This is a genomic window from Pseudomonas sp. PA27(2017), from assembly GCF_001945445.1.
Classification (GTDB): domain Bacteria; phylum Pseudomonadota; class Gammaproteobacteria; order Pseudomonadales; family Pseudomonadaceae; genus Aquipseudomonas.
This window is the reverse complement of record NZ_MSXW01000008.1, coordinates 76,354-102,530: the sequence shown is the minus strand read 5'-3', so window position 1 is coordinate 102,530 and position 26,177 is coordinate 76,354. Positions and strand designations below refer to the sequence as shown.

24 protein-coding genes and 2 riboswitches are annotated in these 26,177 nt (G+C 63.6%); of the genes, 20 read left to right on the top strand and 4 right to left on the bottom strand.

The window, feature by feature from the left end; all coding sequences use genetic code 11:
• The first annotated feature begins 28 nt into the window (after positions 1–28).
• The 3 genes from BVH06_RS03285 to nhaA all read left to right on the top strand — a co-directional run bounded on the left by BVH06_RS03285 (position 29) and on the right by nhaA (position 3,184).
• Positions 29–277: a hypothetical protein gene (locus BVH06_RS03285; RefSeq protein WP_075930407.1), complete on the top strand. Its 249-nt coding sequence runs from the start codon at positions 29–31 to the stop codon at positions 275–277.
• A 257-nt stretch (positions 278–534) separates the two neighbouring features.
• Positions 535–1,620, top strand: coding sequence for a polyamine ABC transporter substrate-binding protein (locus tag BVH06_RS03280; RefSeq protein WP_075933173.1), 1,086 nt, complete (start codon positions 535–537; stop codon positions 1,618–1,620).
• Positions 1,621–1,810: 190 nt separating this feature from the next.
• Entirely contained in the window at positions 1,811–3,184 is a 1,374-nt protein-coding gene (gene nhaA / locus BVH06_RS03275) for a Na+/H+ antiporter NhaA (protein WP_075933172.1), read from the top strand.
• Here nhaA and BVH06_RS03270 read toward each other — a convergent pair.
• Positions 3,174–4,106 carry an AraC family transcriptional regulator gene (locus tag BVH06_RS03270; RefSeq protein WP_075930404.1) on the bottom strand — a complete coding sequence of 311 codons (933 nt, stop codon included), beginning with the start codon at positions 4,104–4,106 and terminating at the stop codon, positions 3,174–3,176. The genes nhaA and BVH06_RS03270 overlap by 11 nt on opposite strands.
• 560 nt (positions 4,107–4,666) lie before the next feature.
• Between BVH06_RS03270 and BVH06_RS03265 the strand changes: the two genes are divergently transcribed.
• From BVH06_RS03265 to BVH06_RS03200, 14 genes are all read left to right on the top strand, one after another.
• Positions 4,667–6,013 carry an MFS transporter gene (locus BVH06_RS03265; protein WP_075930403.1) on the top strand — a complete coding sequence of 449 codons (1,347 nt, stop codon included), beginning with the start codon at positions 4,667–4,669 and terminating at the stop codon, positions 6,011–6,013.
• Between the two features lie 101 nt (positions 6,014–6,114).
• Positions 6,115–6,810: a fumarylacetoacetate hydrolase family protein gene (locus BVH06_RS03260; RefSeq protein WP_075933171.1), complete on the top strand. Its 696-nt coding sequence runs from the start codon at positions 6,115–6,117 to the stop codon at positions 6,808–6,810.
• A 133-nt stretch (positions 6,811–6,943) separates the two neighbouring features.
• The gene (locus BVH06_RS03255; protein WP_027910692.1) at positions 6,944–7,708 is read left to right on the top strand and encodes an SDR family oxidoreductase; all 765 of its coding nucleotides are present in this window, start codon (positions 6,944–6,946) and stop codon (positions 7,706–7,708) included.
• Positions 7,709–7,756: 48 nt separating this feature from the next.
• Entirely contained in the window at positions 7,757–8,713 is a 957-nt protein-coding gene (locus BVH06_RS03250; RefSeq protein WP_075933170.1) for a 2-hydroxyacid dehydrogenase, read from the top strand.
• 178 nt (positions 8,714–8,891) lie between these two features.
• A riboswitch (yybP-ykoY riboswitch) is annotated at positions 8,892–9,058 on the top strand.
• A 4-nt stretch (positions 9,059–9,062) separates the two neighbouring features.
• Complete coding sequence (gene mntP / locus BVH06_RS03245) at positions 9,063–9,629, top strand: manganese efflux pump MntP (RefSeq protein WP_075930400.1); 567 nt, start codon at positions 9,063–9,065, stop codon at positions 9,627–9,629.
• Positions 9,630–9,812: 183 nt separating this feature from the next.
• Entirely contained in the window at positions 9,813–12,248 is a 2,436-nt protein-coding gene (locus tag BVH06_RS03240) for a membrane-bound PQQ-dependent dehydrogenase, glucose/quinate/shikimate family (protein ID WP_075933169.1), read from the top strand.
• Between the two features lie 229 nt (positions 12,249–12,477).
• A complete protein-coding gene (locus BVH06_RS03235) occupies positions 12,478–13,227 on the top strand; it encodes a GntR family transcriptional regulator (protein WP_075933254.1) in 750 nt (249 codons plus the stop codon).
• Positions 13,228–13,229: 2 nt separating this feature from the next.
• Complete coding sequence (locus tag BVH06_RS03230; protein ID WP_168172880.1) at positions 13,230–14,954, top strand: fumarate reductase/succinate dehydrogenase flavoprotein subunit; 1,725 nt, start codon at positions 13,230–13,232, stop codon at positions 14,952–14,954.
• Positions 14,955–15,013: 59 nt separating this feature from the next.
• Positions 15,014–15,259: a ferredoxin family protein gene (locus BVH06_RS03225; RefSeq protein ID WP_075933167.1), complete on the top strand. Its 246-nt coding sequence runs from the start codon at positions 15,014–15,016 to the stop codon at positions 15,257–15,259.
• Between the two features lie 176 nt (positions 15,260–15,435).
• Entirely contained in the window at positions 15,436–16,842 is a 1,407-nt protein-coding gene (locus tag BVH06_RS03220) for an ABC transporter substrate-binding protein (protein ID WP_075933166.1), read from the top strand.
• Between the two features lie 50 nt (positions 16,843–16,892).
• A complete protein-coding gene (locus tag BVH06_RS03215) occupies positions 16,893–17,675 on the top strand; it encodes an ABC transporter permease (protein ID WP_075933165.1) in 783 nt (260 codons plus the stop codon).
• Positions 17,675–18,529: an ABC transporter ATP-binding protein gene (locus BVH06_RS03210; protein ID WP_075933164.1), complete on the top strand. Its 855-nt coding sequence runs from the start codon at positions 17,675–17,677 to the stop codon at positions 18,527–18,529. The genes BVH06_RS03215 and BVH06_RS03210 overlap by 1 nt, the downstream gene beginning before the upstream one ends.
• Positions 18,526–19,506: a HEAT repeat domain-containing protein gene (locus BVH06_RS03205; RefSeq protein ID WP_075933163.1), complete on the top strand. Its 981-nt coding sequence runs from the start codon at positions 18,526–18,528 to the stop codon at positions 19,504–19,506. Before BVH06_RS03210 ends, BVH06_RS03205 begins: the two co-directional genes overlap by 4 nt.
• A complete protein-coding gene (locus tag BVH06_RS03200) occupies positions 19,503–19,796 on the top strand; it encodes a gamma-butyrobetaine hydroxylase-like domain-containing protein (RefSeq protein ID WP_075933162.1) in 294 nt (97 codons plus the stop codon). The genes BVH06_RS03205 and BVH06_RS03200 overlap by 4 nt, the downstream gene beginning before the upstream one ends.
• A 348-nt stretch (positions 19,797–20,144) precedes the next feature.
• Here the strand turns inward: BVH06_RS03200 and ykgO are convergent, their stop codons facing one another.
• The 3 genes from ykgO to BVH06_RS03185 form a co-directional block, all read right to left on the bottom strand.
• Positions 20,145–20,300, bottom strand: coding sequence for a type B 50S ribosomal protein L36 (gene ykgO / locus BVH06_RS03195; protein WP_042552546.1), 156 nt, complete (start codon positions 20,298–20,300; stop codon positions 20,145–20,147).
• Positions 20,297–20,557, bottom strand: coding sequence for a type B 50S ribosomal protein L31 (locus BVH06_RS03190; RefSeq protein ID WP_075930390.1), 261 nt, complete (start codon positions 20,555–20,557; stop codon positions 20,297–20,299). Before BVH06_RS03190 ends, ykgO begins: the two co-directional genes overlap by 4 nt.
• A gap of 161 nt (positions 20,558–20,718) precedes the next feature.
• Positions 20,719–22,845, bottom strand: a complete 2,127-nt coding sequence (locus BVH06_RS03185) for a TonB-dependent siderophore receptor (RefSeq protein ID WP_075933161.1) — start codon at positions 22,843–22,845, stop codon at positions 20,719–20,721.
• Between the two features lie 159 nt (positions 22,846–23,004).
• A riboswitch (cobalamin riboswitch) is annotated at positions 23,005–23,201 on the top strand.
• Between the two features lie 167 nt (positions 23,202–23,368).
• Here BVH06_RS03185 and BVH06_RS03180 point away from each other — a divergent pair.
• Genes BVH06_RS03180 through BVH06_RS03170 form a run of 3 tightly spaced genes read left to right on the top strand, consistent with a single transcriptional unit; the run spans position 23,369 to position 26,171 of the window.
• On the top strand, positions 23,369–24,376 hold the full coding sequence (locus BVH06_RS03180; RefSeq protein ID WP_075933160.1) for an ABC transporter substrate-binding protein: 1,008 nt from the start codon (positions 23,369–23,371) through the stop codon (positions 24,374–24,376).
• Positions 24,373–25,407 carry an iron ABC transporter permease gene (locus BVH06_RS03175; RefSeq protein ID WP_075930387.1) on the top strand — a complete coding sequence of 345 codons (1,035 nt, stop codon included), beginning with the start codon at positions 24,373–24,375 and terminating at the stop codon, positions 25,405–25,407. The genes BVH06_RS03180 and BVH06_RS03175 overlap by 4 nt, the downstream gene beginning before the upstream one ends.
• Entirely contained in the window at positions 25,404–26,171 is a 768-nt protein-coding gene (locus BVH06_RS03170) for an ABC transporter ATP-binding protein (protein WP_075933159.1), read from the top strand. Before BVH06_RS03175 ends, BVH06_RS03170 begins: the two co-directional genes overlap by 4 nt.
• Positions 26,172–26,177 lie beyond the last annotated feature (6 nt).

The following is a 26,177-nucleotide window of genomic DNA, read 5'->3' as shown; positions in this document are numbered from 1 at the left end:
CGGGCGGCATGCTTGGCAGGAGGCGACGATGATCATTCAGAGCTATTGGAATGACGGTATAACCGTGTGGATCTACGCGCTCGTGTTGGGAGCGCTCGCGCTGCGCGTGCTCTACCAGTTCTTCACCGCCAAGCGGCGCAAGCGAGTCAGAAAAAGCCAGGCTTCCGACTCCGGCGGCTCGACCAGCACCATCGTCGATAACAACCGCTACTCCGACGATTACGGTGTCGGCGGCGGGGATGGTGGTGGTGATGGAGGAGGCGGGGGCGGCGACTGAGCGCTTTCGGTTTGTCGCCAACACCGCGGTGTTACGGATGGCTCATCGAGCAGCAGCGCTGGGTGGTTCGTTCACGATTGGGTGCAGCTGATCCGCATGGCACGCGTTGTATTTTTCATTTCTTTAGCTAGACCCATACCTTGAGTCTCCTGGCACAGCTTCTGCTTGGCCAGGTGGGCCGCGCTCTGTCGCCGTGCAGAACGCGTAAACGCCTGGCGTGTTGCACGTCAGCGTCTCCCATTGAACAAGGATCAACCATGAACAAGCTGCTGTTCGCCAGTCTCGGCCTCGTCGCCTGCTCGTTCGCCCAAGCCAACGACAAACAGGTGCACTTCTACAACTGGTCCGACTACATGGGGCCGGACACTCTGAAGAACTTCGAAAAGGAAACGGGGATCGCCGTGGCCTACGACGTCTTCGAGACCAACGAGATGCTCGAAGCCAAGCTGCTGTCCGGGCACTCGGGTTATGACCTGGTGGTGCCGTCCAGCCAGTTCCTGTCCAAGCAGATTCGCGCCCAGGTCTATCAGCCCCTCGAGCGCAGCAAGCTGCCCAACTGGTCGCACCTCGATCCCCGCCTGATGCAGCGCCTGGAGGCAGCGGATCCCGGCAACAAGTACGCGGTGCCGTACATGTGGGGCACCGTAGGCATTGGCTACAACGCCGAGAAGGTCAAGGCGGTGCTGGGCGATGGCGCGCCGGTGGATTCCTGGGAACTGGTGTTCAGCCCAGCCAACCTCGCCAAGCTCAAGAGCTGCGGTGTGGCCTTTCTCGATGCGCCGGTGAAAATCATCCCCCAGGCGCTGCATTACCTGGGTCTGGACCCCAACAGCCACGAGCCGGATGACTATGCCAAGGCCTCGGCACTGCTGCAGAAGCTGGCGCCATCGGTGACCTATTTTCACTCGTCGCGCTATATCGCCGACCTGGCCAACGGCGACGTCTGCGTGGCGGTCGGCTATTCCGGTGACGTGATGCAGGCCCAGAGCCGCGCCAAGGATGCCGGCAAGTCGATGGACATTCGCTACGTGATCCCCAAGGAGGGCGCCAACCTCTGGTTCGATATGCTCGCCATTCCACGCGATGCACGTAATGCCGATGGCGCTCATGCGCTGATCGATTACCTGCTGCGCCCGGAGGTCATCGCCCCGGTGAGCGATTACGTGGGCTATGCCAACCCCAACAAGGACGCCACAGCGTTGCTGGAGCCGAGCGTGCGCGACAACCCGGGCATCTATCCGGCAGACGAGGTGATCGCCAAGCTCTACGTGTCCGCTGACCTTCCCGCGCCGATCCAGCGGATCATCACCCGTGAGTGGACGCGGATCAAAACCGGGCGCTGATTGAGGCTCACGGTGCCTGGTGCTTATCGCCAGGCGCTGCCATAGCGCTTGCTGACCCACCGTTCCGTGGCCAGCAGGGCTGGTGCCTGGGCCGACCATCTGTGTAGGATGGCGGCCGGGTGTTAGCCGCATGGTGCGGTGAGACAGGTCTGTTGCGTTGGTCGGGCCGCCGCGCGGAGTCCGCTCGTCCATGAAAACGCGCCCGTCCCATCAGAATCTTCCCCGTGCCCAGCATCTTGCCGAGCGCACTTTCGACTTCATCCGCAGCCTTTTGCATCGCGAAGCCTTCAGTGGCGTGGTGTTGCTCCTGGCCACCGCCGCGGCGCTGATCTGGGCCAATTCGCCCTACGCCGACAGCTACCACGCGCTCTGGCATGCGCCCGTGTCGTTCGGTTTCGGCAGCTTCGGCTTTTCCCAGTCCCTGCATTTCTGGATCAACGATGGCCTGATGACCCTGTTCTTCCTGGTGGTCGGCATGGAGATCCGCCGGGAGATGCACGATGGCGCCCTGGCCGACTTGCGTCAGGCGTCGCTGCCGATCGCGGCCGCTTGCGGTGGCGTGATCATGCCGGCGCTGATCTACGCCAGCCTCAATCTACAGGGGGCCGGTTTGCACGGTTGGGCGATCCCCGCGGCGACCGACATCGCCTTCGCCGTCGGCCTACTGGCGCTGCTGGGCAAGGGCATTCCCTCGGGCGTGCGCATCTTTCTGCTGACCCTGGCGGTGATCGACGACGTGATCGCGGTGATCCTCATCGCGCTGTTCTATTCGGACGGGCTCAACTACAGCGGCTTTGCCCTGGCCGGCGTCGGTGCGCTGGCGGTACTCGGTTTGCAGCGTATCGGCATTGGCTCGGCTTTCGCCTATGTACTGCCGGGCGCGCTGATGTGGGGTGGTTTGCTGATGACCGGCGCGCACCCGACCCTGGCTGGGGTGATCCTCGGCCTGATGACCCCGGTGATGTGCCTGCCGACCCGTGAGGTGCCGCGTGACGCCGTGGGCCGTATCGCCCGTGAGCTGGAGGACGACAGCGGCACTGCCGTGGCGTCCAACGAGGCCGCCCAGACGTTGCGTCAGTTGCGCCTGGCCCAGCGTGAGCTGCTGCCGCCGGTGGTGCGCGTACAGCTGGCCCTGCACCCCTGGGTGACCTTTGGCCTGATGCCCCTGTTCGCCCTGGCCAACGCCGGCGTGAGCCTGGGTGGTACCGATCTGTCGTCGGCCACCTCGCACTGGGTGATGATCGGCGTGGCCGTCGCGCTGCTGGTCGGCAAGCCGGTCGGTGTGATCAGCGTCAGTTGGCTGATGGTCAGGCTCGGCCTGTGCCGCTTGCCAGCCGACGTGTCCTGGCGCGGCGTCGCCTTGATCGGTCTGCTGGCCGGCATCGGCTTCACCATGTCGATCTTCATCGCCAATCTGGCCTTCACCGATGCCAACCTGCTGGCTGCTGCCAAGCTCGGCGTGCTGCTGGGCTCGCTGGCTTCGGCGTTGGTGGGGCTGACCTGGGGCGTGCTTTACGTACGTCGCCTGCGTGCGGCTCAAGTTGCCAGCGCAGCTAATCGGTAAAGGGAATTTGCGGTGTGTCCGGGTTCAACTGCTGGCGGCGAAACTGACCAGGCGGCAGGCCGTGGATTTGCCGGAAGCGCCGGGAAAAGTAAGCTTCGTCGGCGAAGCCGCATAACCGCGCCACTTCGCCCACCGGCTTGCTGCCGTTGAGCAGATGGTTGCGGGCGGCGTGCATGCGCCGTTCCAGCACCATGTCACTGAAGGTCTTGCCGACCTCCTTGCGCAGCCAGTGGGTCAGGTAGCTCGGCGACAGGTAAGTGGCCGCCGCTACCTTCTTCAGGTTCAGGTCCGGGTCGGCGATATTGCGCCGCAGATACTCGGACATCCGCCCCAGCGCATCGCGCCGGCTCGCCTGGGCGGCGTTGCTTTCCGCCAGTTGCTTGAGCGGCTCGGCGTAGAGCATGCACACCAGGCCGATCAGCTGCAGCATCAGACCCTTGAGGATTTCCCGTACGCCGAACTGACGGCTGACATCCAGCTCGCGCATCTGCTCGATCAATGCGCACACCTGGGCGAAATGGGTATCGTCCAGGGTGAAGTCCAGGTACTGCTGGAAGCGGAAGGGCGACAGCTCCGGGGCCAGCAGAATGGACACGTCTTCGAGATCCATCGGGTCGCACTGCAGGTGCGGCAACAGAAAGGTCTGGGAGAAATTGATGACGATGAAATTGCTTTCCGGCGGATGGGGAATCACGTGCACCCGGTGGGGCAGGATGAACGCCAGGGTATTGCGCGGGAAGGGGCGCTCGACGTTGCCGATATGCTGCACGGTGTCGCCGCCCAGGTTGATCTGCACCTGGAAGTATTCATGGCGGTGGGGCGCGGTTTCGGCGCGACGGCCTCTCTTGTCGCGGATATAGAAGTCCGTCAGCTCGCTACGCTGTTGCATGAAATAGGTAGGAATCTGACTCAGTGACGACATCCACCCGCTCTCTATCAAGAATGTTTCGCAACATATTGGCTGCTCACGAAGCGCTCTGGCAAGCGGGTTGTACGATGATCTGCCTTGGCCACGACGATAATTCTTCGTGCTGCTCATGAGGGTCTGTCCAAAATATGGGCGGGGCGTATTTTTGCCTTCGGCTGCTCTAGGGCAGTACTTTCAGCCGATTTTTACAGATTCTCTGGGGAGCCCGGTGCAGCAGGATTTTTTGGACTGGTTCAATCGACCTGAAAGGCACCGGAGAAAACGATCTAACGGAAATATTGATTTACAAAGGTTGTACGATCACCTTAAGGGCCATGCACAGCGACATCTCATCCAAAAACAATCACAGGTGCAGCTCGATGGTTTTTCGCCCCGTTTCACGGCCCTCCGCCCATTCGCCCCCACATCCAACGTCGTGCCCCGGCCGCGCGAGCTGATGTTGCGCACCGCCATTTTCTAGCCCCAACGCCCATGAACACGCTCACCCCGATTACCGCGGGTGCAGGGCGCGTTCGCCCGAAAAAACTCGATATTCCAATTATAAGAGGTCACCCATGTCGAGCATTCCCACTTCCCAGGCCGCTGCTGCCGAGCACCCCGGTGCCACCGAGGCCGCCGTACCGCGCAGCCTGCCGACCCGTCGGCGCTGGTTCATGCTGTCGCTGCTGCTGATCGCGACCATCATCAACTACGTCGATCGGGTGAACATCTCCATCGCCGCGCCGTTCATGGCCGAGGATCTCGGCCTGGACAAGATCCAGATGGGCCTGATCTTCTCGGCGTTCGCCTGGACCTACGCCCTGGCCCTGGTGCCGGCGGGGTTCGTGGCCGACCGCTTCGGCTCGCGACTCACCTACGGCGTATCACTGATCAGCTGGTCGGCGGTCACCGTATGCCAGGGCCTGGTCAGCAGCTTCGGTGCGTTGTTCGGCTTGCGCCTGGCAGTCGGCGCCATGGAAGCGCCGGCCTTTCCCGCTAACAGCCGGGCGGTAACGGTGTGGTTTCCGGCCCGCGAGCGCGGCATGGCCAGCAGCATCTACGTGTGCGGCCAGTACCTGGGGACGGCACTGTTCACCGGCGCGCTGCTGTGGTTGGCGACGACTTACGACTGGCGGCACATCTTCTATACCACGGGTGCGGCGGGGATCGTGTTCGGGGTGATCTGGCTGTACCTGTACCGCGACCCGATGAATTGCAAGAAGGTCAGCAAGGAAGAATTGCAGTACATCGAGGAGGGCGGGGCACTGGCCAAGAGCAGCCAGCAGCGCACCAGGTTCAACTGGCGCCAGGTCGCCGAGCTGTTCCGCTACCGCCAGGTGTGGGCGATCTGCATCGGCAAGTTCGCCAGCACCTCGGCGCTGTATTTCTTCCTGACATGGTTCCCGACCTACCTGATCGAAGAGCGCAACCTGACCATCATCAAGGTCGGCATCTTCGCGGTGATGCCATTCATAGGCGCCACGGTGGGCATCCTGCTGGCGGGGATCGTCTCCGACCTGCTGATCCGCCGCGGCTACTCGCTGTCCTTTGCACGCAAGCTGCCGTTGGTGGTGGGCTCGATGCTCGGCATGTCGATCGTGCTGGTCAACTTCACCGACTCCAACGTGCTGTGCATCGCCATCCTCACCCTGGCGTTCTTTGCCCAGGGCATCGCGTCGTCGTCCTGGGCGGCGGTCTCGGAAGTCGCACCCAAGGAGCTGATCGGCCTGACCGGCGGCGTCACCAGCCTGGCGGCCAACATCGGCGGCATCGTCACGCCCATCGTGATCGGCGCCATCGTGCAGGCTACCGGCTCGTTCGCCATGGCCTTCTGGTTCATCGGCGGCGTGGCGCTGATGGGCACGCTGTCGTACTCGCTGCTGCTGGGGCGGCTTTATCGCATCCAGTTGCAGGCGCGCTGAGCGGTAATTGGCCGGTTTTCTCCAAGAGCAAGCGTCTTTCGTCCAACTTTTTGCGCTCAGCCGGCTTTAGGCTGAGCGCTCCAGACAGGAGTCCAACAACAATGACTTCCACTTCCTATGTGTTTACCCCCGAACCCCAGGTGAGCCTGCCGGTCGCCGGCAGCGACGAGCGCTTTCCGGTGGGCCGCGTGTTCTGCGTGGGGCGCAACTACCCGTGGCCGGGCGCCAGCGACGTAAAGCCCGATGCGCCGGTGTTCTTCATGAAACCGGCCAGCGCCGTGGTCGAGGCGGTGGGCGAAGTGATCTACCCACCGATGACGGACGAGTTCTGCCATGAGATCGAATTCGTGGTGGCGATCGGCAAGGCCGGCGCCGCCATCGACCAGGCCGATGCCCTGCAGCACGTGTGGGGCTACGCTGCCGGCCTCGACCTGACCCGCCGCGATATTCAGATGCGCGTAAAGAGCGCCGGCATGGCCTGGGAAATGGCCAAGGTGTTCGACGGCGCCGCACCGATCACGGCGGTGGTGCCGGTCGCAGAGGCCGGGCACCCGGAGCGGGGCGCGGTGTGGCTGAGCGTGAATGGCCAGGAACGCCAGCGCAGCGCGCTCGACGAGCAGATCTTCGCGGTCAGCGAGGTGGTCAGCCTGCTGTCGCACCTGGTGCCGCTGCGCCCCGGCGACCTGATCATGACCGGCACGCCCCACGGCGTCGCCGCCTTGAACCCGGGCGATGTGATCAACGCCGGCATCGACGGCGTGGCCGAGCTGGAAATGCGCGTCGGCAGCCGCCCCTAGAGTTCGCTCAACCGTTACCTGTGGGAGCGCGCCATGCGCGAAATCACCGGCGTGGCCCGGTCCCACATGAGTTCTCATCATTTCGTATCGGCATGACGACAGGCCGTGAACCGCTCACTGAGGAGACCCACGTATGTCCCAACAATCCCTGAACAAGGTGGCCCTGGTCACTGGCGCCGGCAGCGGCATCGGCAAGGCCGTGGCTGAAGCGCTGATGGCCGACGGCTTTTCTCTGGTGCTGGCCGGGCGCCGGCCCGAGCCGCTGCTGGCGATGGTCGAGGCTGCCCGCAGCCGTGGTCAGGACGCCATCGCGGTACCGACCGATGTCCGCGATCCGGCCAGCGTCGATGCCCTGTTCGCCAGCGTCGAGGAGGTCTATGGGCGGCTCGACGTGATCTTCAACAACGCCGGCGTCAACACGCCAGCCGTGACGCTGGACGAGCTGGATGTCGAGCAGTGGCGCAACGTCATCGACACCAACCTCAACGGCGTTTTCCTCTGCGCGCGTGGCGCGTTCCGGCTGATGCGCAAGCAGTCGCCCCAGGGCGGGCGGATCATCAACAACGGCTCGATCTCGGCGCACACGCCGCGGCCCTACAGCAGCGCCTACACCACCAGCAAGCACGCGGTGCTGGGGCTGACCAAGTCCCTGGCGCTCGACGGCCGCGAGTTCGGCATCGCCTGCAGCCAGATCGACATCGGCAACGCCCTGACCGAGCTGTCGGTGCGCATGACCAAGGGCGTGCGCCAGGCCAATGGCGAGATCGCCGTCGAACCGATGGTCGACGTCAGCCACGTTGCCGACGCAGTGCGCTACATCGCCGCGCTGCCGTTGTCGGCCAACGTGCTGAACATGACCGTGATGGCCACCAACATGCCCTTCGTCGGGCGTGGCTGATCGGCAGTTCGTCGACGCGACCTGCCCAAGACAACAATCGAGGTACCCATGAAACCAGAAGTCCTGCAGCTCAGCCCCATCCTGATTCCAGAGATCCGCGATCAGCTCGACGAGCTGTTCACCATTCGCCGTTACTACGAGCAGGCCGACAAAGCCGCCCATCTTGCGCAGCACGGCGCCAACATCCGCGGGGTGATCACCGGCGGGCACACCGGCATCAGCCAGGCGGTGATGGCGCAGTTGCCGAATCTCGAAGTGGTGGCGGTCAACGGCGTGGGTACCGATGCGATCGATCTGGCCTATGCGCGTGACCGCGGCATCCAGGTCACCACCACCATCGGCGCGCTGACCGAAGACGTCGCCGACCTGGCCATTGGCCTGCTGATCGACCTGTGCCGAGGCATCAGCACCGGTGATCGTTACGTGCGCAGCGGCCAATGGGCGAAAAGCGCCACGCCACTGGTGCCGTTACCGCTGGCCCGGCAGTTCTCCGGCATGCGCATCGGCATCGTCGGCATGGGCCGGGTAGGGCGTGCGGTAGCCGCCCGTGCCGCGGCCTTCGGTTGCCCGATCAGCTACACCGATCTGCAGCCGATGAACGACGTGCCGCACACCTTCGTGGCCGATCTGCTGAGCCTGGCCGATGGCAGCGATGCGCTGATCCTGGCGGCGGCCGCGGACAAGGGCGAGGCCATCGTCAATGCCGAGGTGCTGCATGCCCTGGGGCGCGACAGCTACCTGATCAATATCGCCCGCGGCAAGCTGGTCGACGAGCCCGCCCTGGTCGCCGCGTTGCAGAGCGGGCAGATCGCCGGTGCCGGGTTGGACGTGTTCGCCGACGAGCCTCGGGTGCCAGGCGAGCTGTTCGAGCTCGAGCAAGTGGTGCTGCAGCCGCACCGCGCCAGCGCCACGGTGCAGACCCGCACGCGCATGGGGCAGATGGTCGTCGCCAGCCTGGTCGACGTGTTCGCCGGGCGCAAGCCGAACGGCACCGTCACCGGCTGACTCTTGCGGATGGCGGCTCGCCGAGCCGCCCTTTGGGGCCGTGCGGCCCCTGGTTTATCCTGCGCCGGCCCGTCGACAGCGTGCACGACTGTCCCGGCCAAGCCTTGCCCGTCCTGGCAAGCGATTTCCCGGCAGAAAAAATGGTTTTTTCGCGCGGCGCTTTTGAGTAAAGTGCGGGCCTCTTTGGGGAGTAGCCTGCTTCCGGGTTCGCTCGGCAGCGTTCGTATCAACATTCTCGGCAGCAGCCGTGGTACGAACACCTTTCGGTTGGTGAGACCAATGACAGATACGTGCCTAAGGTCGGGCGCGTGTATCCGTCATTGACTCATAGCCCGACCGAGACGTAACCGTGAGCCTCCTTTCTCTTGTCTTCCTGGCCTTCGCCATGTCCACCGATGCCTTTGCTGCCGCTGTCGGCAAGGGTGCCTCGCTGCATAAACCCAGGTTTCTCGATGCACTGCGCACCGGCCTGATCTTCGGCGTGATCGAAGCCATCACCCCGGTGGTCGGCTGGTTCATTGGCCAGGCGGCGGCGGGGTACGTGGAGGAGTGGGATCACTGGATCGCCTTCACGCTGTTACTGCTGCTCGGCGGCCACATGATCTACGCCGGTCTGCAGCCTGAAAGCGACGATGGCGAAGAAGACAAACCCAAGTCCCATTCCTTCTGGCTGCTGGCCGCCACGGCGTTCGCCACCAGCATCGACGCGCTGGCCGTTGGCGTCGGCCTGGCGTTCGTCGACGTGAATATCTGGTTTGCCGCACTGGCCATCGGCCTGGCGACCATGACCATGGTCACCATCGGCGTGATGCTCGGCCGCCTGATTGGCACCGCCATCGGCCGCAAGGCGGAGATTCTCGGCGGCCTGGTATTGATCGGCGTGGGCGCTGCAATTCTCTACGAGCACACCCTGTAAGGAAGGCGGCTGAGTTCAAGCCGCCATTCCAGCGTCGAAAATCAAACCCGATCTATATCGGCAAACACGATACATATAGATGAATCACTTCGTGTTTCCGAATGTTTCGGCAGCCGCTGCGCTTGTATAATTTCCGGTTAACCGCCCGTTGGGCTCTTTTGCAACGACTTCGTGGATTCTTCGATGGCAAACGATTCATCACCACCTTCGGCTGTCGCGCGGCTCTGGCTCGCTGCGCTCGGCTTGGTCATCCTGGCGACTGGGCTATTCTTCGGCGTCCATGGTTACCGCCTGGTCGCGCTTGGCGGCAGCGTGTATTTCCTGATCGCTGGGGTGATGATGCTGGCGGCTGCCGTGCAGATCATGCGCGCGCGGATTTCCGGTGGTGTGCTGTTCGCACTGGTGTTCGTCGGCTCGCTGGCCTGGTCATTATGGGACGCTGGGCTGGATTTCTGGCCACTGATCTCCCGTCTCATGGTACCCACCGGCTTCATGATCTGCGTGGCGCTGTCCTTTCCGCTGCTGCAACGCGGCAGCCGCCGTGTCGCAACACCGGCACCGGCCTTCATCGCCGCTGGTGTATTGACGCTGGGCTTCGGTGCCGCGGTGTGGGGTATGTTCCAGCCCCATCCGGTAGTGGCCGCCACTGGTAAGGCGCCGGTGGCAACATCGGCGAGCGAGGCGCAGCAGAACTGGGAGCACTACGGCAACACGCCTGGCGGCTCGCGGTTCGTCGCGCTGGACCAGATCACGCCCGAGAACGTCAAGGAGTTGCGGGTCGCCTGGACCTACCGCACCGGTGACGTGCCGGAGAGCCCGACGGGCAATGGCGCCGAAGACCAGCAGACACCGCTGCAGGTCGGCGACCGGGTATTCCTGTGCACCCCGCACAACAACGTGATCGCCCTGGAAGCGGCCACCGGCAAGGAAATCTGGAACCGGCAGATCAACGCCCAGCAGAAGAAGTGGATGCGTTGCCGCGGCCTGGCGTATTTCGATGCCACGCGGCCCATCGCCCAGCCCACTCAGCCGAACTCCACGCCTATCAAGGTGCCCAGCGTGCCAGCGGGTGCTGCTTGCCAGCAGCGCATCCTGATGAACAGCATCGAGTCCGAACTGATCGCTCTGGACGCCAATACCGGTGAATTCTGCGCGGATTTCGGCGTGCAGGGTCGTGTCGACCTCAAGGCCGGTATCGGCAAGGGCGCCGACGCGGGGCAGTACTCGCTGACCTCTGCGCCGACCCTGGCCGGCACCACAGTAGTAGTGGGTGGGCGGGTGGCCGATAACGTCAGCACCGACATGCCGGGCGGGGTGATGCGCGGCTTCGACGTGATCACCGGCGAACTGCGCTGGGCCTTCGACCCGGGCAACCCGGACGAGCGCGAAGCGCCTGCGGCGGGTGACACCTACACCCGTTCCACGCCCAACGTGTGGGCGCCGATGTCCTACGACGCGGACTCCAACACGGTGTTCATGCCGGTCGGCAGCGCTGCCATCGACCTGTGGGGCGTCAAGCACACCGCGCTGGATCGCAAGTACGGCGCTTCGATGCTGGCGCTGGACGCCACCACCGGCAACGAGAAATGGGTTTACCAAGTCGTGCACAACGACCTCTGGGACTTCGACGTGCCGATGCAGCCCAGCCTGATCGACTTTACCCAGGCCGATGGCAGCAAGGTACCAGCGCTGGTATTCGGTACCAAGGCCGGCCAGCTGTTCGTGCTCGATCGCCTGACTGGCAAGCCGCTGACCGAGGTGCAGGAGCGTCCGGTGCAGCCGGGGCAGATCAAGGGCGAGAGCTACTCGCCAACCCAGCCGGTTTCCGTCGGCATGCCGCAGATCGGTGCCGACACGCTGACCGAGTCCGACATGTGGGGCGCGACGCCATTCGACCAGCTGATGTGCCGCATCAAGTTCAAATCGGTGCGTTATGACGGCCTGTTCACCGCGCCCGGCACCGACCCGTCGCTGAACCTGCCAGGCTCGCTGGGCGGCATGAACTGGGGTGGCCTGTCGGTCGACCCGACGCGCAACTACCTGTTCGTCAACGACATGCGCGTCGGCCTGGAAGTACAGCTGATTCCCCAGCCTGCCGAGGGCAGTGCGCCGAAGAACGACGGCGGCGAGGCAGCCAATATCGCCAACGCCGCGGTGCCGCTGGAAGGCACGCCGTACGCGATCAACGCCAAGCTGCGCTTCACCTCGCCGCTGGATATCCCATGCCAGAAGCCGCCGTTCGGCACCCTGACCGCCGTCGACCTGAACACCCGGCAGATCGCCTGGCAAGTGCCGGTCGGCACTGTGCAGGACACCGGCCCGATGGGTATCAAGATGCATCTGCCGATTCCGGTCGGCATGCCGACCATCGGTGGCACGTTGTCCACCCAGAGCGGCCTGCTGTTCATTGCCGCTACACAGGATTACTACCTGCGCGCTTACGACAGCAGCACCGGGCAGGAAGTCTGGAAGGGCCGCTTGCCGGTCGGCAGCCAGGGTACGCCGATCAGCTACAAGGATCCGGCCACTGGCAAGCAGTACATCGTGATCTCGGCTGGTGGAGCCCGTAACTCTCCAGATCGTGGCGATTACGTCATCGCTTACGCATTGCCGGACTGAGTCCGCAAGCCCCTGCAGAGACCATGCTGCGGGGGCTTTTTCTTTTCCAGGCGTCGCTCGACGGCCTGATTTGCAGACGCGCTCCGAAGTACAGGGCGTGCCTGTATTCACCTCTGACGGCCATCGTGGTCGCCATATGCTTATTCGATATCAATATTTCCCGTGTCTGATCTTCTTCGTTATTTTCTCGTCACTACTTGTTATGACAAGTTGATCGAAAAGGATGCAGATGTCTCAGCTCATTCCCTTATCGCCCGTTCCCCTGTACAGCCAGCTCAAGGAGCTGCTGCGCTCGCGCATTCTCGATGGCACCTATGCGCCGCACAGCCGCATGCCCTCGGAGAACGAACTGGGCCAGACCTACGGCGTCAGCCGCATCACCGTACGCCAGGCATTGGGCGACCTGCAGAAGGAAGGGTTGATCTTCAAGATCCACGGCAAGGGCACCTTCGTGGCCAAGCCCAAGGCGTTCCAGAACGTCAGCACCCTGCAGGGGCTGGGCGAGTCGATGAAGCAGATGGGTTACGAAGTGCTCAACAAGCTGCGCAGCCTGCGCCACGTTCCGGCGCCGGCATTGGTTGCCGAGCGCCTGCAGGTGGCAGAGGGCAGCACTGTCACGGAAATCCGCCGGGTGCGGTTGATCAACCGCGAACCTATCTCCTTGGAGATCACCTGGTTACCCCATGCCATTGGCGAGAAGCTGGAAAAGACCGATCTGGTGACCCGCGACATTTTCCTCATCCTGGAAAACGATTGCGGCATCGCCCTCGGCCATGCCGACCTGGCCATCGACGCCGTGCTCTCCGACAGCGACCTGACCCAGGCGCTGAACGTGGAAGAAGGCTCGCCGATCATGCGTATCGAGCGCCTGACTCACACTGCTGACGGCACACCGCTGGATTTCGAACACCTCTATTACCGCGGCGATGCCTTCCAGTATCGCCTGCGCATCGACCGACAGAAGAGCGCCCAATCATGAGCATCGAGACCCGGGAGCAGGAATACGACATCGTCGTCATCGGCGGCGGCACGGCTGGCCCGATGGCGGCGATCAAAGCCAAAGAGCGCAACAAGAACCTGCGCGTGCTGCTGGTCGACAAGGCCAACGTCAAGCGCAGCGGTGCCATCAGTATGGGCATGGACGGCCTCAATAACGCGGTGATCCCCGGCCACGCCACGCCGGAGCAGTACACCAAGGAAATCACCGTAGCCAACGACGGCATCGTCAACCAGGCAGCCGTGTACGCCTATGCCACCCACAGTTTCGAAACCATCGAGCAGCTCGACCGCTGGGGCGTGAAGTTCGAGAAAGATGAAACCGGCGACTATGCGGTGAAGAAGGTTCACCACATGGGCGCCTACGTGCTGCCGATGCCTGAAGGGCACGACATCAAGAAGGTGCTGTATCGCCAGCTCAAGCGCGCCCGGGTGGACATCACCAATCGCCTGGTGGCCACACGCCTGCTGACCGCTGCCGACGGCTCGGTCAACGGCCTGATGGGTTTCGACTGCCGCACCGCCGATTTTCACGTGATCAAGGCCAAGGCGGTGATTCTCTGCTGCGGCGCGGCCGGACGTCTCGGGCTGCCGTCTTCTGGGTACCTGATGGGCACCTACGAGAACCCGACCAACGCCGGCGACGGCTACGCCATGGCGTATCACGCCGGTGCCGAGCTGGCCAATCTGGAGTGCTTCCAGATCAACCCGCTGATCAAGGATTACAACGGCCCGGCCTGCGCCTACGTGACCGGCCCGCTGGGTGGCTATACCGCCAACAACAAGGGCGAGCGCTTCATCGAGTGCGATTACTGGAGCGGCCAGATGATGTGGGAGTTCCATCAGGAACTCGAAGGTGGTAACGGTCCGGTGTTCCTCAAACTCGATCACCTGGCCGAGGAAACCATCCAGAACATCGAGGAAATTCTACACAGCAACGAGCGCCCCAGCCGCGGCCAGTTCCATGCCGGGCGGGGCACCGACTACCGCTCCAGCATGGTCGAGATGCACATCTCCGAGATCGGCTTTTGCAGTGGCCACAGCGCTTCCGGCGTATGGGTCAACGAGCGGGCGGAAACCTCGGTCAAGGGCCTCTATTCTGCCGGAGACATGGCGGCGGTGCCGCACAACTACATGCTCGGCGCCTTCACCTACGGCTGGTTCGCCGGCAACAACGCTGCCGACTTCGTCGCCGAGCGCGACTACAGCGCACTGGATCAGGCGCAGATCGACGCCGAGCGGGCGCGGGTCTACGCGCCGCTGAACCGCGAGTACGGCCTGCCGCCGGCCCAGGTGGAGTACAAGCTGCGCCGTTTCGTGAATGACTACCTGCAGCCGCCCAAGGTGACCAGAAAGATGGAGATCGGCCTGCAGCGCTTCGCTGCCATCGAAGCGGATCTGAGCGAGCTGAAGGCCAACAACGCCCACGAGCTGATGCGCGCCATGGAAGTCAGCGTGATCCGCGACTGCGCCGAGATGGCCGCCCGTGCTTCGCTGTTTCGCAAGGAAAGCCGCTGGGGTTTGTACCACCACCGGGTCGATCACCCGCAGCGCAACGACGCCGAGTGGTTCGTGCATTGCCACCTGAAAAAGGACGAGCACGGTCAGATGATCAGCTTCAAGAAGCCGGTCGAGCCTTACCTGATTCCGCTGGATGATGACGAACAGCAGGCCTACAACCGCCTGCGGGTGAAGATCGAAGCGGCGTGATGAGTCGCTGATCAGACGCAGAAAAATACGAGAGCCGCAGGCTCCGAGGACACCGTGATATGAGCTTCCAGCCTCAGGACATCCTGTTCCGCAGCAATGCCCCCGTGACCATCGACGAAGACAAGTGCATCGCCCACAAGGGCTGCACCGTGTGCGTCGACGTCTGCCCAATGGACCTGCTGGCGATCAATCCGGCGACCCAGAAGGCCTACATGGCGTTCGACGAGTGTTGGTACTGCATGCCGTGCGAGAAGGATTGTCCGACCGACGCGGTGCGCGTCGAGATTCCCTATCTGCTGCGCTGAGTTGCCATTCACCTGGGTATCGCTGCGTTCAACCCAGGCTACGGATGCACAACCAAACATAAGAAAAAGCAACACGCCATCCGGCCAACCACCGGACGCCTGATCGACACACCCCTCGTTTCCCACCACCGACCGGCTGGCGGAGACGAATACCATTGATTCGAGGGGAGACACCCATGCACTTGCGTACCACTCTGGTCGGCCTTGCGCTGGCCATCGGCAGCATCACTGCTCAGGCCGAGACCATCCGTATCGCCATCGGCACCCAGGACACCACCATCAACTGCGCCACCGGCGGTTTGCTGATCCGCGAGCTCGGCCTGCTCGACAAATACCTGCCGCGCGACGGCAAGTACAAGGACGCCAAGTACGAAGTAGAGTGGAAGAACTTCACCAGCGGCGCGCCGCTGACCAATGAAATGGTCGCCGGCAAACTGGACTTCGGCGCCATGGCCGATTTCCCCGGTTCGTTCAACGGTGTGGCTCATCGTGACGCCGGCAAGCAGAGCCTGTTCATCACCGTGTTGTCGGGCAGCACCAAGGGCAGTGGCAACGGCATCGTGGTGCCGGCATCCTCCAGCGTGCAATCGCTGGCCGAGCTGAAGGGCAAGACCATTTCCGTGCCGTTCGCGTCTACTGCCCACGGCATGCTGCTGCGCGCCGTCGCTGCCCAGGGCTGGGACCCGCAGAAGGACGTGCGCATCATCGCCCAGGCCCCGGAAATCGCCGGCTCGGCGCTGCGCAGCAACCGTATCGAGGCCCATGCGGACTTCGTGCCGTTCGCCGAACTGTTCCCCAACCGAGGCTTCGCTCGCAAGATCTACGACGGCTCCCAGGCCGACGCGCCGACCCTGCACGGCGCGCTAGTAGACGCCGACTATGCCAAGAAGTACCCGGAGATCGTCACGGCCTATCTGCGCGCTGGCTTGGAAGCCGACCGCCTGTTCGCTGCCGAGCCGGAGAAGTACAGTGAGCTGATCGAAAAGGTCACCGGCATCGAGGCAGAGGTGAACTACCTGTTTCACGGTCCGCTGGGTTTGCAGACCCGCGATTTCACCTGGAAGCCTGAATACCGTCAGGCGGTGGCCACCTCCATCGACACCCTCAAGTTGCTGAAGAAGACCGACCGCGGCCTGAACGTCGAGCAATTCATCGATGACCAGTACATCAAGGCCGCCTTCGAGGCCGAGGGGCGAGATTATGACCAGGCGCTGGCCAACTACGCGCAACTGCCGTTAGAGGCCAACGATGCAGTGACCGGCCAGCCGATCACCGACTTCAAGCGTGTGGCGCAGATCTGGGTGCGTGGCGAGAGCAAAGTGCGCCACTACGCCTCGCCGGAGGCTGCCTTCAAAGCCCTGGCGCAACTTGAGGAAGAGGGCAAGGACATCCGCGCCATCTACGCCCAGGCCACCGACAGCGGCATCAAGCTGCTGGCCAACCAGGCCTGGTTCGTGCGTAACGGCAAAGGTGAACTCAGCGCCTTCCTGCTCAAGGATCAGGCCCAGGCCTATGCCAAGGCTCACGGCGGTGAAGCGCTGGACTTCGGCAGCGCCAACCAGCGCCAGATAGCCGCCCGCTGATCGGCCTGCTGCGCCATGCCCCATGTGGTGCAGCATTTCACTGGAGCCTGATGATGACTTCTCTACACCGCTGGCCCTTGCGTCTGGCTTCGCTCGCCCTGTGTCTGGTTTTCTGGCAGGTGGCGACGCAATCGCGCCTGGATTTCGGTTTGCTGACCTTTACCTACGTGCCCACGCCAGCCTCGGTGGTGAACGCTGCCGTGGCGCTGGTCGAATCCAGCAGGCTCTGGGATCACGTCGGCAGTAGCCTCGGCCGGGTGTTTTCCGGTTACCTGATCGCCGCCGTGCTGGGCGTCGCTCTGGGCATCGCTATTGGCCGTTCTCGCTGGGCCGAAGACAGCCTGCTACCGCCGCTTGAAGTGCTGCGGCCGATTCCTGCCGTGGCCTGGATTCCTCTGGCGATCCTGATGTTTCCTTCCTCTGAATTGTCGATGATCTTCATCACCTTCACCGGCGCGCTGTTCCCGGTGCTGCTCAACACCATCCATGGCGTGGAAGGCGTCGACGCCCGCCTGGTCGCCTCGGCGCGCAGCCTCGGGGCAGGGCGCCTGGCGGTCCTCCGTGAGGTGATCCTGCCGGGCGCTGCGCCGAGCATCGTCACCGGCCTGGCGATCGGCATGGGTACTTCGTGGTTCTGCCTGGTCACTGCGGAAATGATCTCCGGGCAGTTCGGCATCGGCTATTACACCTGGGAGTCCTACACCATCCAGAACTACCCGGACATCATCGTCGGCATGCTGCTGATCGGTGTGCTCGGCATGGGCAGCAGCCTGTTGGTCAAGCGCCTCGGCAGTCTGCTGACGCCCTGGTACTGCGCGGGAGGGCGTCACTGATGAGCATCCATGAAACGGCGCTGTCGGCCGGACGGATCGACATCGAAAAACTGACCATCCGCCTCGGCGAAGGCGCCCAGGCATTCGAAGCCGTGCAGGCGCTGGACTTCTCCATCGCGGCGGGCGAGTTCGTGTGCATTCTCGGCCCGTCCGGTTGTGGCAAATCAACCTTGCTTGGCGCCCTGGCCGGGCACCTGACGCCTAGCGCTGGCGCCTTGCGGGTCGATGGCCAGGCGGTGGGTGGCCCGTCGCCGCAGCGCGGCATGGTGTTCCAGCACCACACCCTGTTGCCCTGGCGCAGCGTGCTCGACAACGTTGCCTTCGGCCTGAAGATGCAGGGCATCGGCAAAGTGGAACGGCGCCAGCGGGCGCGGGAATTCCTTGGCCTGGTTGGCCTGCAGGATTTCGCCTCGCGCTGGCCCAATCAGCTCTCCGGCGGCATGCAGCAGCGCGCCGAGATCGCCCGGGTGCTGATCAACCGGCCACGCCTGCTGTTGATGGACGAGCCTTTCGGTGCCCTGGACGCCCAGACGCGCAGCAAGATGCAGGAGTTGTTGTTGGATATCTGGGGCCGGGTTCGCACCACGGTGGTGTTCGTCACCCATGACATCGACGAAGCCCTGTTCCTGGCCGATCGCATTCTGGTGATGAGCCCGCGACCGGGCCGCTTTATCGAAGACTTGTGCCTGGACTTCCGTCGCCCACGCCACGCCGGCCTGTTGACCAGTCCCGACTTCGTGCAGCTCAAGCGCCACTGCCTGGAACTGCTGCGCCATGAAGAAGGCCGCGAGCTGCCGCGCCTGACGCCGCTCGGCCTGCCTACCGAACACCCGCCATTGCGAGTAGCGCTATGACCAACCCGAACAACGATATAAGCACCGACAACCCCGACATTCTCGACCTGCTGCCGCGCCTGCAGGATGGCGACGCCGGGGTGCGGCGCATCGCCCTGATCGAACTGGCCGACCTGGAAGAACCAGAGGCGTTGCCCTGGTTGACCCAGGCGCTGACCCGGGACAGCTCTGCCGATGTGCGGGCCGAAGCGGCGCGGCTGCTGGAAGCCTGGGAGGAGCCCGAGGTGGTCGACGCGCTCTGTGCGGCGCTGACCGATGCCGACGCCCGGGTACGCGGCGCGGCGGCGCAGAGCCTCAGCGAACTGAAGAGCGCCGAGGCGGGCCGTGTGGTATTGCCCTGGGCCGTTCATGCCGACGCCTTCGTACGCGCCAGCGCGTTGCGTGCCTTGCGTGAGTTGCGCCTGATCGACAGCGTACCCACCGCTGTTGCGGCGCTGCAGGATAGCGATGCCTTCGTGCGTCGCGAGGCGGTGGGCATTCTTGGCTGGCTCAAGCAAAGCGATGCCTTGCCCTTGTTGGCGCGCCTGGCCAGTGACGATAGCGATACCGAAGTACGCCGTGCGGCAACCGGCGCTTTGGGCCTGGCCAGCGACGACAGCGTGCTGCCGGCCCTAAAGGCGGCGCTCAAGGATCGTGAATGGCAGGTGCGCGAAGAAGCAGCCACCACGCTGGGTAAGGTCGGCCAGGCGACGGCCGGCCCCGCGCTGCTGGAGGCGCTGAGCGACAGCTACTGGCAGGTGCGCCTGCGCGCGGTGCGCTCGCTCGGTCGCTTGCGCTTCGCAGCGGCGCATGACGGGCTTGTGGAATTGCTCGGGCACGCCATCAGCAACCTGCGCAAGGAATCGGCGCTGGCACTGGGCGAGCTGGGCGATGGCGCCGCGCTGCCAGCCCTGCAAGCCGCCGAGAACGATGCCGACCCGGAAGTGCGCAAGGCCGTGCGGATCGCCATCGGCCAGTTGCGTTCGCTCACCCCATGAACCAGGCGCCCGTCGCAGTACGCAACAGCGCCGCGCAGGGGACGCTAAGCGTCGATTGGGGAGCAGGGCAGGTTCAGGTGCTCGGCCATGGCCGCCTGCGTGCTGCGTGCCCATGCTCGAAATGCCGGGCGGCGCGGTTGGCGCAGCGTATCGATGTGGTGCCGGATGGCATACGCATCACGGCGATCCATGCCCAGGGCTATGGTGTGCAACTGATGTTCGACGATGGTCACGACCGCGGTATCTATCCCTGGCGTTATTTGCGTGAGCTGGGGGAGGTGGCAGGTTGAGTTGGCCATGCTTGTCGCATGGCCTGGTCGTCGCGGTGCCATCTGCGGGATGACCGAAAATCGCTTCGCGCCGAGGGCGATGCTCCTACCGACATGGCGTCGAACCGTCGATATTGCAGGCTCCTCGATACTGTAGGAGCCTGCTTGCGGGCGAATGGTTGTCGCGCCGCAGATGTTGAGAACGGCCACCATCGCATTCGCGCCGAGGGCGACGCTCCTACCAGCATGGTGTCGAACCGTCGATTTTGCACACGCCTCGATACTGTAGCCGCGCCCTGCGGCGAGTGGTTGTTGCGACGCGGCCTTGGAAAGATGGCTGCAATCGCGCCGCGATGTCGATGCAGCCACTTATCCCTTGTTCTTGCGTTGTGGCTTGGGCCGGCCCTGCACGCACTTGAAGCGCGGTTCGGTCTTGCAGATCACGTAGATGCGGCCGCGACGTTTGACGATCTGGCAGTCGCGATGACGCAACTTGGCCTGTTTCAGCGAGGCGACGACTTTCATGCCTTGGCTCCTGCAAATCCGGCGAAGCGCTTGTTGAAGCCGGCCACACGGCCTTCGCTGGTGACCTGGCGCTGCTGACCGGTATAGATGGGATGCGAAGCGCTGGATACGTCCAGGGTTACATAGGGATAGGTGTTGCCATCGCTGTGCTGGCGGGTCTTGTCGGTGTCGACCGTCGAGCCGATCAGCCAGTAGGCGTCAGCGGCCACGTCGTGGAACAGCACGAGGCGGTAGTCAGGGTGGATACCAGGTTTCATGGGAACTCCGTATTGGTAGGTTATAATGTATCTAAATTGATTTTATCGATTTTGATTCTCATTACAAGCCTGTCTTTGAAATTCTTGAGCCGTCTGTAACGCTGCATAATCAGTGAGATCTGTTCGGTAGGAGCGGTGCGCCTACCGGAGTCAGTCGATGCTCAGAACGTCACGCCCATACTCACTATCGCCATGCGCGGTGCGCCGGGGTACGTGGGTACGAAGCTGCCGCCGGAGTCGTAATAGCGCTTGTCGAACAGGTTCTGAACGTTGAGTTGGGTGCGGTAGCGCTGGGCCTGGCCGAAACGGTACGTGAGGTTGGCGTCCCATCGCGTGTAAGCGGGCAGGCTGAAACTGTTGGCGTTGTTGGCCTCGCGTTCACCCACCCGGTTGGCGCCTATGCCGATGCTCAGGCCGGGAAGGGTCGCCAGGTCATAGGTGCTCCACAGGCTGGCATTGCTACACGGTGCATTGGCCAGACGATTACCTTGCATGCCGTTGTCGGTGTCCTTGCTGATGGTCGTGTCGAGGCGTGTGTAGCTCGCCAGCAGGCGCCAGCGCGGAGTGATCATGAAGGGCAGGTCGATTTCCCAACCCTTGCTGCGTTGCTCGCCAACCTGAATGCTGTAGGTGAAGGTCGGGTCATTGGGGTCCGAGACGAGGCCATCACGGCGGCGGATGTCAAAAATGGCCAGCGTCGGCGCGAAGCGACCCTCCAGCAGGCTGAGTTTGCTGCCGATCTCGACCTGTTCGCCCGACACCGGTTTGGGTACCTGGCCATCGCGCAGGATGCCGTTGTTCAGCTCGGTACGCATCGACCGCGACCAGCTGGCATAGAGGGAAACTGCATCGACCGGCGTCCAGGTCAGGCCCACGCGCGGCGAGAACGCGTTGAAGCTTTTCTGCGATGCCTCGTCTAAGCCGTACCATTGATCGAAGGTGGAGGCTCTCATTTGGTCGAAACGCCCACCCAGTAGCAGGCGCCAGCGCTCTTCGGCGCCGAAGCTCAGTTCATCCTGGGCATAGAGGGCCCAGGAGTCATTGATGAAGCGGCCCGAACCTGCCGGGCTTAGTGGCCCAGGCGGGCTACCGTAGATCGGGGCATTGAAGTCGATGGAGGAGCTGGCACCTGCAGCTGCATCGTAGTCCCACCAGTCTCGGCTGTACTCGGCGCCCAGCAGGACGCGATGGCCTATTGAGCCGGTCGTCAGGCGGCGACTGATCTCGGCCAGGGCGGTTGCGTCGATCTGTCGGTCCTGGTTCCACTGCGGTCGACGGCTGACGGTAGGGGCGCTCGGCGTACCACCGATACCACCGTTGAGAAAACCATAGGCATACCAGTGGCTCGACTGCCGGGCATCAGATGCCTGCAAGGCGGCGTGCAGGTCCCAGTCGTCATCCAGCGCATGATCCAGGGTGACCGAGGCGAGTTTGCTGGTGGCACTGACCCGCGTATCGGGTTCTGCAAAATTGCGTGAGCGCGGCGCCTGCAGGTAGAGCGGGTTGTTGCCGAAGCCACGATCCATGTCGGCAACCTTGCGGGCGTACTCGAACTCGATGGTCAGGGTGGTCAGCGGCGCCAGTTTCCAACCGAGCACAGGTGAAATGAACTGGCTCGAGTTGTCGACAAAATCGCGGAAGCTGCCGTTGTCCTGCCAGGCGCTGGTCAGGCGATAGTCGAGGTCGTCAGTGAGCGCGCCGGTGCTGTCCAGGGTGCTGCGATAGAAGTCATACCGCCCGGCACTCACATCGATTCGAGTGCGCTGCTCGGCCTGGGGCTTGCGGGTGACCAGATTGACGACGCCGCCGGGTTCGAAGCGGCCATACAGCGCGGAGGCTGGACCTTTGAGTACTTCTATCTGCTCGATATTGGCCAGCTCGTCGAGGGCGGCGAAGCTACTGCGACGGATGCCGTTCTTCAAGTTGCTTTCAGTGGCGAAGCCGCGCAGTCGAAAACGATCATTCATGCCACCCCAGCCCACCTGATTGGTAACGCCGGGCACAGTACGGATGGCTTCGCCGAAGGTAGTGACGCCACGATCCTCGATCAGCTCGCGGGTTACCGTCTGGATCGAAAAAGGTGTTTCCTTGACTGACGTGTCGCTCTTGTTAGCCGTGGGCGCGATGGTCGATCGATAAGCTTGTTCCCGTGTGCCGAGGATTTCGGTCCGTTCCAGCTCCAACGGTTCCGTGCGGCGTGCCTGTGCGTCGGCCATGGGAGCCAGCAGGGCGATGAAACCGGTGAAAACATAGTGCGTGGGGCGGCGGGATATGTCGGTGAACCGCATTGTGAGAGGATCCTAATATGATGGACGTGCCTTGTGAATTGTTATAACGTAACAATTGTATTGGCAAGATATTTGAGTGCGCCAGCAAGTTCAGGCCCGAGCGTGCCCGCCATGGCCTGAACAAACTGTGGCAAAGCACTGCAGGCGCATCACTTAATCGTTTAAGATGCCGCCGCCGGTTTCCGCGAGGAATTAATAGGGAATCCGTCGCCGCTTCTGGTGGCCAAACGGAACTGCCCCCGCAACTGTAGGTACCGAGCAGCGCTGCATTCGTGTCACTGGAATCGCTTCCGGGAAGGCCGCCGCGTTGCATCGACGTACCAGTCAGGAGACCTGCCGGCATGGGTCTGATCCGCTTCTGGCGGGCAGGCGCCAGTAATCGAACCGCCGGCGGGGTGTCCGGGAGGGGGCATCCGTGATCACTTCCCGCAAGGGACAGGTGCGGCCATGGCCGCGCAGCGTGATGTGTTCTCCAGCCTACGCACTGCCGTTATGCGTATTTGTTGATTAGGAGATCACCCGCATGTTCGTATCACGCCTTGCCGTCATCAGCGCCACCCTGGCGCTGTCCTCCATGGCCCATGCCGCCGACCCGACCCAGTACCCACTCACCCTGGAAAACTGCGGCCAGTCGCTGACGTTCGCGAAAAGCCCCGGCAACGCCGTGACCATCGGCCAGGCGGGTACCGAAATCCTTTATTCCCTGGGCCTGGGCGAACGCCTGGCCGGTACCTCGCTGTGGTTCAGCCACGTGCTGCCCGAGTTCGAGGCGCAGAATGCCAAGGTGCCGCGCCTGGCCGACAACGACCCAAGCTTCGAATCGGTGATCAACAAGCGCCCGGGCCTGGTTGCGGTGCAGTTCGAGTGGATGGTGGGCGAGCAGGGCGTGGTGGGTACGCGCAAGCAGTTTCACGACCTGAACATCCCCACCTACATCATGCCGACCGACTGCGAAGGCAAGGACAACCTGGTCGGCGCCGACGGTACCCGTCTGCAGCCGTTCCAGATCGACAGCCTGTACAAGAGCATCAACCAGTTGGCGCAGATCTTCGACGTGCAGGACAAGGGCGACGCTCTGGTCGCCGACCTGCAGAAGCGCCTGGCCGCGGCGGTGGCCGGTGCCGAGCAGCGCCAGGCCAAGGATATTTCCGCGCTGTTCTGGTTCTCCAGCCCGGACATGGATCTGGACCCGTACGTGGCCGGCCAGAAGGGCGTGGCCGACTACATGATGAAGTCCTTGGGGCTGCGCAACGTGGTCGAGTCCAGCGAGGAGTGGCCGAGCGTCGGCTGGGAAACCCTGGCCAAGGCCAACCCCTCGGTGCTGGTGTTGGCGCGCATGGACCGTCGTCGCTTTCCCGCCGACGACGTGGAAAAGAAGCTCGAATTCCTGCGTAACGACCCGGTCGCCAAGCACATGGATGCCGTCAAGAACGGGCGTATCGTGATCATCGACGCCGATGGCATGCAGGCCTCGCTGCGTATGATCACAGGCATCGAAACTCTCGCCAAGGCCGTTGACGAATTCCAATGATTGCACGCAGTTCTCGCCTGTTCCTGCTGACCATCGCCTGCCTGCTGCTCCTGGGTGTGGCGGTGATCGCCGGAGTCGCCCTGGGCGAAACCCGCATTGCGCCCTCGGTGGTGTTTCAGGTGCTGGCCAACAAACTGTTCGCGGCGGGCTTCGTGCTCGACCCGATCGATGAAGGCATCGTCTGGAATTACCGCCTGACCCGCGCCCTGGTCGCTGCCAGCTGCGGGGCCGGGTTGGCGGTGTCCGGAGTGGTGCTGCAAGCGCTGCTGCGCAACCCGCTGGCCGACCCCTATCTATTGGGAATCTCTGCGGGCGCTTCCACCGGCGCGGTCTCCGTGGCTTTGCTCGGCTTGGGCGCCGGCATGCTGTCGTTGTCCATGGGCGCCTTTCTCGGCGCGGTCGCCGCGTTCGCCCTGGTCGCGCTGCTGGCCCGGGCGGCGGGCGGTGGTGCGATCAGCGGCAGTGCGCAGATCATTCTTGCCGGTATTGCCGGCTCCCAGTTATTCAACGCACTGACCTCGTTTCTGATCACCAAGTCGGCCAGCGCCGAGCAGGCTCGCGGCATCATGTTCTGGCTGCTCGGCAACCTGAGCGGAGTCGACTGGCAAGATGTGCTGCTGGCTGTCCCGATGGCCCTGGCCGGGGTCTTGCTGGTCGCCTGGCACACGCGAGCGTTGGATGCCTTCACCTTTGGTGCCGAGTCGGCGGCTTCGCTGGGCGTGCCGGTGCGTCGTGTGCAGGCCACCTTGATCGCCTGTACCGCACTGGTTACCGCGGTGATGGTGTCGATCGTCGGCTCCATCGGCTTCGTCGGCCTGGTGATTCCCCACGCTGCGCGGTTGCTGGTGGGCGCGCGGCATGGCCGGCTGGTGCCGGTTTCGGCGCTGATCGGCGCGGTGTTCCTGATCGCCGCCGATGTGCTGTCGCGCACGGCGATCAAGGGCCAGGTGCTGCCCATTGGGGTGGTCACCGCGCTGGTCGGTGCACCGGCATTCGCGGTGATTCTGGTGCGCGGGAGGCGGGTACGATGAGCACCGTGTTGCAATGCAGCGACCTTGGCTGGTCGGTGAAGGGCCGGGCGATCGTGGCCGGCGTCGATCTGCAGATTCGCCAGGGCGAAACCCTGGGGCTGATCGGGCCCAACGGTTCGGGCAAATCGACCCTGCTCAAGCTGCTTTCCGGCATTCGTGCGCCAGGCAGTGGCCAGGTGCAGTTGCATGGCAAGCCATTGACGAGCCTGAGCCGCCGCGACGTGGCCCGGCAACTGGCTTTCGTCGAGCAGCAGGCCGATACCAGTGACGCGGTGACGGTGCGCGATGCCGTCGAACTGGGACGTACGCCGTGGTTGTCGGCGCTGCAGCCCTGGTCCGTCAGTGACGAGCGCATCGTCATGCAGGCCCTGGCCGACGTGGACATGGCCCACATGCGCGAGCATGCCTGGAGCACTCTGTCCGGGGGCGAGCGCCAGCGCGTACACATCGCCCGGGCGCTGGCCCAGCAGCCGCAAATCCTGCTGCTCGACGAGCCGACCAACCATCTGGACATCCAGCACCAACTGTCGATTCTCAACCTGGTGCGGGCGCTGCCGGTCACCACGCTGATCGCCCTGCATGACCTCAACCAGGCGCTGGAATGCGACCGCCTCGGGGTCATGGAACGTGGCCGGCTGGTGGCACTGGGCGAGCCCGATGAGGTGCTGACCACCGAACGCCTGCGCGACACCTTCGGCGTGCGCGCTCGCTACCTGACCGACCCGGAAGACGGCGCCCGGGTCCTGCGCTTTCATCCTGCCTGACACGGA

Bases quoted from the DNA above. Each gene is read 5' to 3' on its own strand.
- BVH06_RS03185 (WP_075933161.1), bottom strand. From the start codon at position 22,845: ATGCGGTTCACCGACATATCCCGCCGCCCCACGCACTATGTTTTCACC.
- BVH06_RS03280 (WP_075933173.1), top strand. From the start codon at position 535: ATGAACAAGCTGCTGTTCGCCAGTCTCGGCCTCGTCGCCTGCTCGTTC.
- BVH06_RS03180 (WP_075933160.1), top strand. From the start codon at position 23,369: ATGTTCGTATCACGCCTTGCCGTCATCAGCGCCACCCTGGCGCTGTCC.
- BVH06_RS03270 (WP_075930404.1), bottom strand. From the start codon at position 4,106: ATGTCGTCACTGAGTCAGATTCCTACCTATTTCATGCAACAGCGTAGC.
- BVH06_RS03260 (WP_075933171.1), top strand. From the start codon at position 6,115: ATGACTTCCACTTCCTATGTGTTTACCCCCGAACCCCAGGTGAGCCTG.
- BVH06_RS03170 (WP_075933159.1), top strand. From the start codon at position 25,404: ATGAGCACCGTGTTGCAATGCAGCGACCTTGGCTGGTCGGTGAAGGGC.
- BVH06_RS03235 (WP_075933254.1), top strand. From the start codon at position 12,478: ATGTCTCAGCTCATTCCCTTATCGCCCGTTCCCCTGTACAGCCAGCTC.
- BVH06_RS03210 (WP_075933164.1), top strand. From the start codon at position 17,675: ATGAGCATCCATGAAACGGCGCTGTCGGCCGGACGGATCGACATCGAA.
- BVH06_RS03265 (WP_075930403.1), top strand. From the start codon at position 4,667: ATGTCGAGCATTCCCACTTCCCAGGCCGCTGCTGCCGAGCACCCCGGT.
- BVH06_RS03190 (WP_075930390.1), bottom strand. From the start codon at position 20,557: ATGAAACCTGGTATCCACCCTGACTACCGCCTCGTGCTGTTCCACGAC.
- BVH06_RS03285 (WP_075930407.1), top strand. From the start codon at position 29: ATGATCATTCAGAGCTATTGGAATGACGGTATAACCGTGTGGATCTAC.
- BVH06_RS03220 (WP_075933166.1), top strand. From the start codon at position 15,436: ATGCACTTGCGTACCACTCTGGTCGGCCTTGCGCTGGCCATCGGCAGC.
- nhaA (WP_075933172.1), top strand. From the start codon at position 1,811: ATGAAAACGCGCCCGTCCCATCAGAATCTTCCCCGTGCCCAGCATCTT.
- BVH06_RS03205 (WP_075933163.1), top strand. From the start codon at position 18,526: ATGACCAACCCGAACAACGATATAAGCACCGACAACCCCGACATTCTC.
- BVH06_RS03215 (WP_075933165.1), top strand. From the start codon at position 16,893: ATGATGACTTCTCTACACCGCTGGCCCTTGCGTCTGGCTTCGCTCGCC.
- BVH06_RS03225 (WP_075933167.1), top strand. From the start codon at position 15,014: ATGAGCTTCCAGCCTCAGGACATCCTGTTCCGCAGCAATGCCCCCGTG.
- BVH06_RS03200 (WP_075933162.1), top strand. From the start codon at position 19,503: ATGAACCAGGCGCCCGTCGCAGTACGCAACAGCGCCGCGCAGGGGACG.
- ykgO (WP_042552546.1), bottom strand. From the start codon at position 20,300: ATGAAAGTCGTCGCCTCGCTGAAACAGGCCAAGTTGCGTCATCGCGAC.
- BVH06_RS03175 (WP_075930387.1), top strand. From the start codon at position 24,373: ATGATTGCACGCAGTTCTCGCCTGTTCCTGCTGACCATCGCCTGCCTG.
- BVH06_RS03240 (WP_075933169.1), top strand. From the start codon at position 9,813: ATGGCAAACGATTCATCACCACCTTCGGCTGTCGCGCGGCTCTGGCTC.
- BVH06_RS03250 (WP_075933170.1), top strand. From the start codon at position 7,757: ATGAAACCAGAAGTCCTGCAGCTCAGCCCCATCCTGATTCCAGAGATC.
- BVH06_RS03255 (WP_027910692.1), top strand. From the start codon at position 6,944: ATGTCCCAACAATCCCTGAACAAGGTGGCCCTGGTCACTGGCGCCGGC.